This is a genomic window from Bacteroides reticulotermitis JCM 10512, from assembly GCF_000517545.1.
GTDB classification, from domain to species: domain Bacteria; phylum Bacteroidota; class Bacteroidia; order Bacteroidales; family Bacteroidaceae; genus Bacteroides; species Bacteroides reticulotermitis.
This window is the reverse complement of the sequence record NZ_BAIV01000008.1, coordinates 1-14,439: the sequence shown is the minus strand read 5'-3', so window position 1 is coordinate 14,439 and position 14,439 is coordinate 1. Positions and strand designations below refer to the sequence as shown.

3 protein-coding genes and 2 pseudogenes are annotated in these 14,439 nt (G+C 47.2%); all 5 read right to left on the bottom strand.

Going from position 1 to position 14,439, the window contains the following annotated elements:
* Positions 1–26: 26 nt before the first annotated feature.
* A pseudogene (locus JCM10512_RS06120) lies at positions 27–4,442 on the bottom strand (two-component regulator propeller domain-containing protein).
* A 59-nt stretch (positions 4,443–4,501) separates the two neighbouring features.
* Positions 4,502–7,138 carry a glycoside hydrolase family 2 protein gene (locus JCM10512_RS06115; RefSeq protein ID WP_044161675.1) on the bottom strand — a complete coding sequence of 879 codons (2,637 nt, stop codon included), beginning with the start codon at positions 7,136–7,138 and terminating at the stop codon, positions 4,502–4,504.
* Positions 7,139–7,142: 4 nt separating this feature from the next.
* The gene (locus tag JCM10512_RS06110; RefSeq protein WP_044161429.1) at positions 7,143–9,443 is read right to left on the bottom strand and encodes a DUF5703 domain-containing protein; all 2,301 of its coding nucleotides are present in this window, start codon (positions 9,441–9,443) and stop codon (positions 7,143–7,145) included.
* Positions 9,444–9,453: 10 nt separating this feature from the next.
* A pseudogene (locus tag JCM10512_RS06105) lies at positions 9,454–10,856 on the bottom strand (sialate O-acetylesterase).
* Between the two features lie 59 nt (positions 10,857–10,915).
* Complete coding sequence (locus JCM10512_RS06100) at positions 10,916–14,194, bottom strand: glycosyl hydrolase (RefSeq protein WP_044161427.1); 3,279 nt, start codon at positions 14,192–14,194, stop codon at positions 10,916–10,918.
* Between the last annotated feature and the right edge of the window lie 245 nt (positions 14,195–14,439).

The window sequence follows — 14,439 nt, the reverse complement described above, 5'->3', positions numbered from 1 at the left end:
CGATCCAGAAAGTGTTTTGTAATCGTTCATTCCCGGACTTTTCTCCATTCATTCATATAATCGCGTGGAGTCTGGTTATATTTCTTCCGGAAACACTTGCTGTAATAGCCGGAATCCTTAAATCCGACGGCGAAAGCAATCTCCGAAATGCTCAAGTCGGTATTCTTGATCAGTTCGACCGATTTACTCAACCGAATCTCTTTGACCAGATCTACAGGAGCTAAGCCCGTCAAACTCTTCAGCTTCTTGAAGAAAGCCGAACGGCTCAATCCGATGCTGGAAGATATGGTGTCAATATTAAAGTCACTGTTGTCTATGTTCTCTTCAATCACCTGATGGATCTTCTCAAGCAGCTGCACATCCTTCTTTACCAGGAATTGTTCATAGCTATCAATCTCCGTGTGCTGGTTTTCCATTTGTTGGCGAATGCGATCGCGGAACAGCTTACGTTCCGAAAGTAATTGTTCGATTCGGGCCAAGAGGTATTCCTTACCAAATGGTTTCGTGATATAGGCATTAGCCCTAAAGTAATTGCTCTCGTCTTAGCTCCATCATCATTCTTCGCTGTCAGGATAATGACCGGGATGTGACTTATCTGGAAGTCTTTCCGCATAGCTTGCAGCATCTCCAATCCATCCATCTCAGGCATCATTTGATCCGTTACCACAATATCGGGATGATAAAGATGAACCTTCTTCAAGCCTTCTATACCATTATTCGCAATCTGAATATTGAATTTATCTTCCAACTGAAGCTTGATCATGTTGCATAAGTCCTTGTTGTCTTCAACTAGCAACAAACTAGGCAAGGATGTATCGAACTCAACATCTCTAGCGAGACTATCCTCCTGATTGTCTAATGACAAGCCTGTTCCTTCCATATCCTCAGGAGCTTGTCCATCGCTCATGTAGAAGTCGACTTCCGAAGGTTTATAATGGTCTTTATCCAACAAGAACTCAACCGTGAAAACAGATCCTTGCCCCGCTGAACTCTCCGCCTGGATAAAGCCGTGATGCAGGTTGACTATCTCCTTCGAAAGAGCCAAACCGATACCTGTTCCCTGATAATACGGATTCTTCGCATTTTCACCCTGTGAGAAACGCTCGAATATCTCAGTCAGTTTGTTTTGGGGAATACCGACTCCATTATCCTCTACCCGCACATAGCACTTCTTTTCATCTTCCGTCAAACCGGTAGTTACGAAAATGCTACCACCCGAAGGCGTAAACTTGAAAGCATTCGATATTATATTTCTGACAACGATGCTTAGCTTTTCCTTATCAGCCCATATCATAATAGGTTCATCTTGCAGCTGGAAAGAGAAGCTTACTTCATTCTCTTCAGACAAAACCCGGAACTCTTTCTGGAAAGAGTGCACCATTTCATTCAAATCGAACGAAGATACATGCAGACGCATCTTCCCGTTCTGTATTTTACGGAAATCAAGAATCTGGTTGACCAGTTGCAACATTTGGTTCGTATTCTTCTCCATCAGCTCCACGTATTGAAGCCCCTTGGGAGACAGATCTTCCCCTCCTTCAACTCCTGTATCGGTCCTTTGATCAACGTCAACGGCGTACGAAGTTCGTGAGATATATTGGTGAAGAATTTGATTTTCATCTCAGACACACGCTGCTCGATATAAACATCATTCTTCATTTTAATCATAAACAGAGCCAAGCGCAAAGCAAAGTATAGAATCACAAGTCCGAGGACTGTATAGATCACATAAGCCCACCAGCTCAACCACCAAGGCGGAAGAATTGTTATCGCCAATGTCCGTGAAGAAACAAGTTCCGGATTCGATTCATCAATAGTATCTACACGGAACAGGTAGTCGCCGGGAGGCACATTGGTATACGACGCGATGCGGTTCTTACCATTGTAGTGCCACTCCTTCTCATATCCCTCAAGGATGTAGCGATAGGAAACCCGATTCTGATTATAGAAGTTCAGAGCGGCAAACTCGATGGTAAACATCGACTGGTTATGCTTGAGTTCAATACTTTCGGCATATAGAATAGACTCCTTCAGAATCGGATTATCGCGGAATGTACGCAACTCCCGGTTCGATACTTTGAAGTCAACGATCCGCGTATCATAGTTTGTATGTTGGGTTTCCAGTTTGTCGGGGGAGAAAGTCAGAATGCCCTGCTTGGTACCAATCCACAAATCACCGTTTAGCGTACGAAGCGCACTACCCTCTTCCAACTCCACATTCAGGAAGCCATCGTATTTATCGTAGTTACGGAATTGCTCGGTTGCTTTATTAAAACGAGACAAGCCAATTTCCGTAGTAAACCAAAGATTGCCTTCCTTATCCTCAACGATCGACTTAACCACATCGTTGTTCATCCCTTCGCGTAGGCCATATGACTTAAAGATCGGTTCGTGTTTATCTTTATCATACCGAAGCAGCCTATTCAAACCACCTCCAAAGACACTGATCCATATCTGCGAATCCTTATCCTTGTACAATACGTAGATGTCATTATCAGCTACATTCGAGCGATCGCTTACCTGTCGGTAGGTCTCAAACTGAATCTGTTCAGGACTTGTGAAATGACTATTGAAAGACATCAGTCCATCCATGGTACCTACCCAGATTCGCCCTTCGTTATCTTCCGCCATTGTCCGCACTTCCATATAAAGGCCGTACGGAGGATATTGTTTCAGACCGTTGTATTTATGTATAAAAACCGTATTCCCGTTCTCTTCCCGAATCAGATTTAAGCCCCCTCCGAGCAAACCGACCCAAATACGTCCCTGACTATCCTGATAGGTGAAGTAAACATCATTGTTACTAATCGAGTTCTGGTTTTTCGTATCATTCTTGTAGCGGATAAAACGCAGTCCGTGCGGTGAGTTCATATCCGGTTCCGCTTTCACAAGCCCATTTCCTTTCGTAGAGAACCACAGATTTCCATCCTTATCCTCCATGATGTGATATACAGCCCCCACCAGATAATTCTTATCCGAGAAGACCTGCTTAACCTTTCCATTCCGATCGAGTCGATAAAGTTCCTGCCAGCGTGTTCCTACCCAGATGTCTCCGTTCTTGGCTTGAAAGAGCGCACGTATCCCCTGACTCCAACTCGGATTGCCTACTATGGGGCCGGATGCAACTTCGGTCCGCATCTGGAATTGCTTCTTGGGGAAATTGACCTTATAGACTCCAAAGCTTGTAGAAGCCAACCAAAGGATGCCGTCTTTATCCAGTAATAGGTGGAAGAATAGTTGATTAGGTAAGTCATCGGCAAAGGACTTCAGTTGATTCAAACGAGTCATTCCCATCTTCTCCCGATCGAAGAGTAAGATCTCTCCTCCCGGAGTCAGAAAGAACATACCTTGTTCGCCCGCATCCTGTACTTCAAAGTTACCTATTGAATTCTGAGCGGGAAAGTCAAAGCGATGATTGCGTTGATTAAGCGGATCATAATAGATCAGGGCATGATTGTTTTCCTGAAACCAAATCTTATCGTACTTATCACTAAAGATCGCACCTACTTCATTTCCGACGATATCAAAAGGAAGCTTACGCAATTGCTTATAGCCAATGTTGTATTCGTATGCCCCTTCATCCGTGGTAATATACATCGAACCGGATTCTGTTAGCAGCAGATTCGTTATCGGATGTGTAATTCCGGGGATTTCATACCGGTTAACTATGCCTGTTTGAGGGTCAATGCTATAGACTCTTCCATCGCGATCGCCCAACCACAAAAGCTTCACGTTGTACGATGCACAAGTGAATGAAGCAGGGTCCGCTCCTATCTTTTTATGAATATAATCGGCCGGCTTATTCTTCAAGGCCTCTCCTTTTCGCAAAGAGAGAATCTTATAATCCATGCCGATCCAGTTAATGAACTCAGTCGTTTCACTGAATACATTATGTTTCAGCCGCATATCATACACATTGACGTTGGGACGCGAGTCATGCAACTGCTCCATCGTTATTTTACCGTACGGATCGGTATATGCACGAAGAAGCTTTTGTCTTTGGTCAACAGCAAGACATCGCCATCGTCGGTCGTTTGTACTTTAATGATCTGGATATTCTCCGAGTACTCCTTTACATCGTCATACACGGCATGGAAGCTCTCATGTCTTTTATCAAACAGATAGAGCTTGCGATCGATTGTTTTAATCCAGAGGAAACCATTCTTGTCCTCTACAATTCGCTGAATTTTCCGGGGAGGAATATCAGCCGAATAGAACCCGTCCCGATTGTCATAGGAACGGAATTTAGTACCGTCAAAACTACATAACCCATACCAGGTGCCAAACCAAATAAACCCATCTTTGCCCTTTAGGGTACAATTGACAATATTGTTTGGTAGTCCATGTTCAGTAGTATAATGTTCCACTATCATATTCGGGATGGCGCTTAGCCTAAACGCCATCAACGAAAATGTTAGTATCAAAAATAAACGATTTTTCATTTCTTTGCTTTTGTTAGGTACAAATTTACCCAAAGATAGCACTTTTTTCCAATAGGCTTTTATTTTTCGATTCCAAATTCTGTTTGCTGACGCTCAACTTCATCCAGAAGTTTTCTACGCTCTTCCTCTGTTAATTTGACTTTCGAAGATTCCGTATCAGAAGCTGTCCGGTGCGTATTTATTACACCTTCCGTACCCTCCTCCACTTCATAACAGAAGGGCAATTCCGCCGGCACACTCTCAAACTCTATTTCTGTGGCTGTGGGAGCCTGTGCTCCTTCAAACAACACATGCGCCTTCACTTTGATTTTACCCGCTTGGCGAGTGGAACGAATCAAGACAGGTGCCGAGCCAAATTCTACCGCACGAGGATTTGCACTGATTGAAGCATCGCCTATAATACGGCCTTCTCCTTCGACGGTAAACACAATGCTTTCTTTGGCAAGTCGACGCACATTACCATTATCGTCGGTAACTTCGGCTACGACTACGATAAAGTCCGAACCATCGGCAACCAGATTTACATTTTCTCTGTCAACAGACAGCCGAAGTTTGGTTGAACGACGCGAAGGCATCCGACGTTCCGTACATACCACTTTCCCATTGATGATACCTTCCGCAACTATATTTACTTTCTGCCAATTTCGTTGCGTATAGCTATATCCGCGTGCTTCCCAGAAATCCCATACATTCTCGAATACAACAGGCGCGTTCGGTTGATGTCCTTTGGCGTGTACCACCGGTTTAGTCCAGGTCTTCGTGCCGTCGTAGATCGATAAGCGAACGGAATCACAATTACTGAATACCACTACGTCACGATCTGAAAACTGCGACATCTCATGCGCAATGTATAGCATGGGGCCGGATTCCGCCAACGGATGTTTCAAGCTAGCCGGAGATTGGCTACGGAATGCGTAGTACGCATATTTCTTCTGACGAAACGCATCGAATATACCGCCCCAATAAGGATCGGGGTGATAACCACGTTGATGGTCGAAAGGATGCCACTGTGTCCCGCCGATAAACTGTCCCGTAGTGCGATACATCTCATCATAACTCTTCGACAACGAAAGCGCTTGAACCAATAGCGGACGTTCACCCCAGCTACGGCTCGCACGGTTGTTGTTATTATGCGCGTACCAGTCGTCTACATTCTCACCAAACTCACGGGTAAAGATGCATTGTTCCGGCTTATCAGCTTTCTCATCATCACCCGGCCATCCGTAAACCACATCATAGTTTTCTTTCACGCCATCCGAATGAACATCGGCAGCAGCTACCGGACGTCCCGGATAAGGAAACTCCTCTTTCGTTATTTCGAGTGCTTTCAATGCGAAGTCCAACGGATAGCGAGTCTCATTCAGAATCGGTTCCCACATCAGTACCGACGGATGATTACGGTCGCGACGGATCATCTCCCGTGTATTCAGATGCACCAGTTCACCGAATTTTGGGTCTTTGTTCCAATACTGCCAACCGGGAGTGGCTACAATCACAAACATTCCCAGTTCGTCGCAAGCATCCATGAAAGAAGGATCTTGCGGATAGTGAGCTACCCGAATAATGGTGCAACCTGCATCTCTCAACCGTTTGGCATCTCGCCATTGTTGTGAGTTGGGCAACGCATTGCCTACATAAGCAAAGTCCTGGTGACGATTGGCACCCACCAATTGTCCATAAGGTTTGCCATTCAACCAGAAACCGTCTTTGCCGCGAAACTCCGCTTTACGGATTCCGATACGTGTTACTCCGCCGTCAATGGTTTGGTTTCCCTTTTTAATGCGTGACTGTATCCGGTACAGATAAGGGTTCTCAGGCGACCAGAGTGTCGGACTATTTACCGCGATCTGCTGCATTATCTTTTTCTTCTCACCCGCTTTCAGAGCCAGTTTGCCCGATACGCGTTTGATTGTTTTCCCGAAAGCATCGGTCAGTGAAGTCTCCACAACAACCGTTTGAGCACGATTATCACTATTTTCCACTTCGGTGTTCACATAAACCTGTGCGCTCTTTTCGCTGATCTGATCGAAATAAACAAAGACTCCGCCGCCGGCCACAGTTGCCGACTCTACGGCATCCGTAATGGCTACCGGTGCTTTAGCGATCATCCACACATCCCGGTAAATACCCCCGTGATACGCAAAGTCGAGTGTATATTGACGTTTTCCCGGAGGATACGATTTGTCGTCGCTGTTATCCGTCATGACAGCCAGCAGGCAAGAGTCACCTGCCTGTATGCCGTTTGCCGTAAGATCGAGCGTAAAAGGTAAGTAACCTCCCAAATGCTCTTTGACTACTTTTCCATTCAGGTAGATCATCTGTTTGCCCATCGCAGCTTCAAAGTGAATGGACACGTGTTGCCCTTTGGCTTGCGCAGGGACTACAAAATGTTTGCGATACCAAGCCGGTCCCTGATAATTGCGGCAACCACTTGCTTCGGCAGGCATCAGCTCTACGGTATGTGGGGTAGAAACAACCTGCCAGCTGCGATCATCATAGCCTACTGCTTCCGCACCTGGGGCATCACCTTTCAAATAACGCCATCCGGGATTAAAATTATAGACCTGCCGTCCGCTTCCGGGCAGTTGAATAAAACCTGCAACGGAAGTCTCCAAACGAAGTGTTTCCGTAGCTTGCCCAAAAGTGGGAAGCAACCATACTAACAAAGAGATAACAAATGTCTGTCTTTTATTCATATTTTTATTCATTCATGATTACTACATCTTTCTTTCGACTCTCCGGTAACACATTCAAAACCGTAACCTTTCTGTTTTTCAGAACCACTTCCACCGTTGTGTTTTGAGGTGCGTGAAGTTTGAAACGTACATCCCACTCCTTCGGCCAAGCCGGAAAGAGTAGAATCCGATCACCATTCGTTTGCAGAAGCATTTCCTGCAAGCCGATCATACCGCTTCCTCCCCAGTTGTGGTCCGGTGTCCAGTCGAAGCCGGGTCCCCAGAAGGCCGGGAAGCGATGCGGGCCATCCGCCAGTTTCTGCAACGTAAGCCTTTTCGCTTCATCCGTCAACCCCAGACAGGCTGCCCAGATGTTATCCTGCTTCCAACCCGTATGTGAGCGGAACTTGATAGCATCCGGATCATGGAAGTAGGTATTACGGGCAATCTCCAAGCCCTCCTTATCCACTCCGTAGATGCGCCAGGGATATATCGGATAAAGCTGTGGCGTCTCTACATTGTTGATGCGTTCCCAACTTTTAGCGGGTGCAATCACCTGTATCAATGCAGGTTGTGCGGTTTTGTTCAAGCTATCTTGTACTTCTATGTAACGCAATGGAATGGGTGGAATTGTTTGCAACATTTCCGGCTTCTTCCCATACGATTCCAGCACCGTACGTAAGGCAGCAATCGTACTGGAAGCATTGTTCGTCATCTTGTACGTTTCGCAAGCCGATCCCGGGAAGAGCACCAAATGCCCTTCACCGTCGAGGTCTTTACGTCCCCGTTGAGAAGCCAGTTTGCGATAATGCGCATCGAAGAAAGTCAGTGAGCTTTCGATAAGCGGCATATAACGTGTGATATCCGCGTTCGCATAGTCCTTAGTGTCCAATATCATCTGACAGAACTCAAGAACCGTGTCCCATTCGTATTCAAGCCAAGCATTGTATTCCAATCCTTTATCGAACCAATCGGGACGTTTGAAACCATATTCTGCCGGATTAGGTAACCCAAAGTTCTCGATCTGCTCGGCAAAACATGCTCCACCGTGCTGCCAGTAAACCTGACTACGCAGTTCGGCATTCTTCAACATCCGGTTGTAAAAGTCAAACTGTGCAGGCATCATATCGAAATCACCGCTCTTCAACATCGGCCAGTAGACCAATCGTTGATTCTGTGCCGTCATGGTACCGCCTCCCCATTTCCGGTAATCGGGTGTGAAGGCTTGCTTTTCGTCTATATGGCAAGGATCGAACGTGAATAACCCTCCGTTGAACTTGGTCGGTACACTTCCATACGCGTTACAGCCCAGCATATAGCGAAACAGCGTATAGTTGCGGCTTATTCCGGCAGCTTCTCCACCTGCTTCGATGTAGCTTCTCTGCCAGAAAGCGTTCCACCACGAACGGCTGTTCAATTTATCTTTAGCCACTACCGAACGGGCAACTATCCCCTTCGGTGCGATCCGTTGGATAACATTCGCCAAACCTTGCTCCCATTGGCCGACTTCTTCGGTCTGCTCGGTATGCAAAGCGATGGCGAAGCGATAGTTCCGTTGTTTTTTCTGGGTGCGGAACTTCCATGCCCGAAAATCTGTTCCGGCATATATTCCGTCCGTAGTTCCTTCATATTGTACACCTTCCGCCAGCAGAGATCCGCCAAAGGTTAGGTTCTTCAACGGATTCATCATCTCCGATTTGACCGCCTCCATACCTTGCTGCTCAACAGCCCGGTCGAATACGGTCTGCTCCGGATTCCGGTGATAGAACACCAATACCCCTTTGTTTGCCGTGCTGGTACATACGCTATCAGCTGAGGTAACCATGCCCTTGAAAGGAGCCCATTTGTACGAACTCTGCTGCCCCTCTCCTTTTTGGTACGGACGGTCGCGGTAACGCCAGTTTTCATAAATCAACTCGGTCTGCACCGGAGTCGCACTTTCTATTTCCACATGAGCCACGGGATGGAATACATCCGCCCAGAGCGTTATCTTCGCACCTCCTGCCGACACTTCCACACATCCGTCCTTCAATTGAAGTTCCTGGCGGAAGTCCGTGGCGTTTTTCAAAGGGTTTGGAGACAGGCGAACCCGGAAACGTCCTTGTTTCAGCATGGTATTATGCTCGTCGAACGTACCGCTACGACTCACATAGAAAAGTAAATCGCCATCTTCCACCCACACATTCATGCCGATGTCTCCACCCCCACAAGGCATCGACTCGGAAGAGTTCTGACTGGGGGTATTCCAAACGACATTGGCATGTTGGCTTTGGAGAGCCAGCACGCCAACAAACAGTATCGATATACTTATAACTAATTTCCTCATAAGCTATTGCCTACCAAGTGTCCGACCGGAAAGAGCCTAACGGCAATCCGTCACAATACACATCACCTTCCACATAGTTCTCAAAACCGTAGCGGACAGCAACCGGATGCGGCACCTGGGCACATTTTACATACATTTTACTCCGTTCAATCCAAGCTTTGGCCGGATGAAACACACGGTCTTCACCCGCTACTTGGAACAAACGCGATTCGAAACAGTCTTTTCCTGTGATCCACATATCGGCACGTTCAAAGCTAACAATGATTGTGTCGTTCTTTACCTCCATGCTTTTGTAGCACGGACTTTCTCCATTCACCCCTTCCACGCCATAGGTTTTCGTTAGCGCTAAGAGTCCAAGACGTTCGCCTGCTACACGTTTCTTAGATGGGTGAATTCCTTTTTCCATTCCGGCATCGAGCAATACAGCCATTCCCGTGTTCGGAACCCGGTGTTCCACTTGTGCCTGTGCCTCACGAAGATACGCAGAATTGATCACTTTTTTGCCTTTTTCGGTTATTATTTCATAATCATACGGAGCTATTTGGCAGTAGTAGAAAGGAAAGTCGCCCTGATTCCAATCGGCACGCCAACCTTTAATCAGCGTAGCGAACATATCAGCATACGTATGCGCCCGGTTGTAATTATCTTCTCCCTGATACCAGATAACCCCTTTCATTGTCATCCCGATAAGTGGTGAAGCATTCCGTTGTATAGCACGGTCGGCGTACGGTTCTTCGATTTGATATCCGCTTCCGACTGAGGGATCTTCGCATCCGGGAACGCTTTCAGCCAATCGGCATTCATCCAGGCTTCGCAAGCCGAGCCACCCCAGGCAGCTACAACCAAGCCAACAGGAACGTCGAGCATCTCGTTAACCAGTCTGCCGAAATAATAGGCTGTGGCACTGAACTCACGCACACTTACCGGAGCCGCTGCCGACCACGAACCAACGACATCATCCTGCGGGACAAGAGTCGATGTGCGTTTAAGCGTGAAAAGACGAATCTGCGGATTCCGGCTATGTAGGATATCCATATTGGCATTCTCTACCGGTTGGTTCTTAAACCCTTTCATAGGCATTTCCATGTTGCTCTGTCCCGAACAAAGCCATACTTCTCCGATGAGGATATTGTCTAACACTTTTTTAGCACCGTCATCGAAAGTTATGGCGTAAGGACCTCCCGCTTTAGGTGTAGCAACAGCCAGTTTCCAAGCCCCTTTACTATCCGCTGTGACGTAGTATTGTTTCTTGTTCCATCCGGTAGTAACCGTCACTTTCTTATGGGGTGATGCGGTGCCCCATAGGTTGGCCGTTGTTTGTTGTTGCATCACCATTCCGTCGGAGAAAATAGCAGGGAGCTTAACCTCTGCGTTAGCTTGTAGAAAAGAAGCAAGTACGAAACCTGCTATCATAATTCGCTGTGAGAATTTTATCTTTTTCATTGCTGACAAACCTTAATCTTTATGATCTATTATTTTTCCTGTGTCAATTTCAAAGGACCGAACAAACCCGCCGGAAGCAATGTCTTATCTTGTTTTCGGTAATTGGCATTCGTCCATATACCCGGGAACGGTGCTTTCCCTTCGTCTACTCCCTGAAGAGCGTTCGCCCACGTATTGGTAACTTCTATTTCCAGTTTATTGGCTCCTTTCTGAAGTGCCTTGCTGATCTCTACCCGATACGGAGGTGTCCACACAGTGCCACAGTTGACACCATTCACATAGACCGTACCCAAGTTGCCGACTTCGCCCAGATCCAAGTAAACGCGACGGTCTGCTTTCGGCTTCCCTTTCCAGCGGAAAGAGGTGCTATACATAGCTGTGCCCGAATAGTAGCGGATCGATTCATCCGACTCTTTACTCCAATCGAAAAGCGTTTCGCTAACCAGTTTCTTTCCGTTAGTAACAAACGTAACCGAATAAGGTTCCGGCTGGAAAGCCACCTCTTCCATCTCATGAATCGAAGATACCTTTTCATACGCTTGACCTGCCAGAGCGTTCGTGCCGTTATTCTTTTGGAAAACGACAAACACAGACTCGTTGGGTGCCAACGTCAGAGAGACTTCCGTGCGAGTGTCTGTCTGCGCATAGGGAATATGAATTGTCATCTCCCCGTTAACCGGATTCCATAATTCCGGTGCCATGCCGGATACACGCATATTGGCATTAAAGATACGCACTTCTTCGCGTTGGTTGGAGATGAAGTAAACCTCTCCCAGATCCCCACTGCGGTGTGTCCAGGCAATATCTTCCGGTACAATCAAATCACGTTCCAAGCCGGAGCCTGAAAAATCATCGTTGGTATATGGCAAAGCAGGAATCAGTACACCTGCCTTTTGTAACTCGTCTAATTTGGCACGCACTTCGGGCGACAGAGCCACCGGATTCGGGTCCATCGGGTGCGGGAGAGGCAGTACAACCGCTTTATAACTTGCACCACCCGGCAATACCATGCGGCCGTTTTCTACTTTAGCCAGACGCAACAATACGTCTTTATTGAAACTGTCGTACGCATAGCCACGCATCGGGTTGACCCATTTCTCGGGATCAGCCATGTTAGCGGAGTGCGTAACTCCTACCGGTTTAACACGCAAGGGCTGTCCTTCGTTGGCTAAACGGATGCGTTCGCTCTCTACCCGTTCGGCACCGAAGATACCGGGAAGTGAGGGAACCAAACGTTCAGGCAATATCGACCGTCTCGGCACCTCTTCGCCTGTAAATACAGCAATGTCCGCTACCGGATGTCCGTATTGCAGCAAAGCTTGGCAACGGCTTGCGTACTCGGAAAGAGCTTTCGCACCCTTGTCCCACCATGTCTGGTCACGTTGGAAGAAAAGTCCGATGCCGTCCAATGTCATACCCGGTTTACGATCAAGCCAGGGATTGTGTACATACACATGGAAGAAAAGACGGTTGATGCCCAGCGCATAGTTGCGATCGAATAAAGTTTTCAGCATGGCAGGATGCTCGTCCCATGTACCACGTACTTCGGTAAAGCCTTCTGCCTGAACAATGTTTTTGCCGTAGATATGTGCTCCGCTGATTGCGTCCAGCATATCATTCGGTTTGTCGTGTGTCGGACTGTTCAACCAAAACTCTCCCATGGGGAAGTCTACTTTCTGATAATGCATCAGCCCATCGCTCACCATAGTTGGCGACACGCACTCGGCTGAGAACTGACAATCGTATTCCTTGGCGCAGTCCGCCAATACGGTGTAGAACACATCGACCACCAATTCGGCCATCGTTGTGCGAACATCCCGCAATACTTTCTCGCTCTTTGCAGTGCTCTCAATCGGAATACCGGCAAGAAGCGGTAAATAAGGCATCAGGTCGTATCCCCGACGTTTCTTAAACTCCGCTGGGAAACCGGTGCTCCAGTTCTGGCAACCACATTCCCAGCTATCTACGTGCATATATTTCAAGACACGGCGTGCCAATTGCAGATCTGTTTTCACAAATGCCTGTGCAAACCAGTTATCGAACTGCTTCCGAACGGCTGCAGGGCTGAATTTATCGCATTCCAAGCCCTTACCACCTCCGGCAGTCGCATTGGTATGTCCGGTTGATGTATGTCCCATACGCAGCAGTTTCCATTTACCTTTAGGAAGTGTTGCTGTCAAGACACCATTTTTGAATTGATCCGTCAGGTTGATGATCTGCGAAAGAGCATAGCAGTCTTTTGTACCGACTTCCTCTTCACGGGTAGCCGGAGCAACCCGCCAGACCAGTCCGGCTTTTCCTTCCCATTGATGCAAGCGTGCTTCACGGTGCAGGCGTATTTCTTTAATCTTTAAGTTCGGTTTCCATTTAGCGGCATCCATATCCTCGCTTCCCGGTTCACTACCTTCGGGAGTCCAGTAGAAACGAAAGAAACGGGCCGTAGTTGCCGGAATGGCATGCGTCGAGTTTTCGTCTGTATTTTGCCAACCCTGACGGGCAGGAGTCAGTTGCTTCACCAGTCGGTAAGTCACTCCATCATCGCTTGCCATTACTTTCAGGCGATGTGCCTGGTAGTTATTGCCATTCAACACAATTTCGACATTGCGACAGGTAAACGGACGGTCGTATTCGTATTGGATGTAACAGGGATACGAAGAGCGAATCACGCCTGAAGCATCTCTGTTGACTACTTGCGTCTCTTTCACTTCGCCCGTAACGGCCAGATTCACACAAGTGATCTTAGATGGCATTTCGTCGGGTTCATTGTCAGCGGGTAACGCAAGCAAGGAGATATCCTCGTAGTAGCCTTCGTAGGCTTCCGGTTGCGGTAAAGACAGTTTATTCAGTTTGCCACCATCGACAACCAATTCGCTCCACACGACTTTCTGCATCGATTCCTTCGGTGAGTTCCAAGGACCTCCTGCCAATGCGAATCCGTCGCATATATGCATTCCGAGTTTCAGTCCCAGCCGATCGGCCTCCTGCATACTGAAACGAACCATTTCCCACCATTCGGGGGTTAGTTGCTCTGCTTTTCCGTTATACTCTTTGCCGTTCTCAACTCCTTTGATAGGCATCAGATAGGTACCTCCCAATCCGGCCTGTTTCATGGCTTCCAAATCGGCAGTAATCCCCTCTTTGGAAATAGCGCCGTACATCCAGTACCAGAAGGTCCAAGGTTTGGCCTCGTAGGACGGATCTTGAAATTGATCACGGAGCGAACGTGTTTGTTGGGCTTCCGCCGAACCTATTATCGCGCATGCGCATAAGAACAGTACAAATATTCGATGTTTCAATATATTATTCATTCCAATCGGTATTTTCAACTATAAAGAAGACGGAAACCGACCTGTTTTGTACTCACATTCTACCGATAGATCCTGTTTTGTTTTCCGATATAGGTGCGACAGTTGACACCCTACAACGCTTATTCTCCGACGGTTGGGATGAGACTTACCATGGCTTTGTTGTCCGCTAAAACAAATATAGTTTATTCTTGAAGAAATACTACTTTTAATCCAAAAGAATACTTGTTTTGATTCGTCCGAAGAAG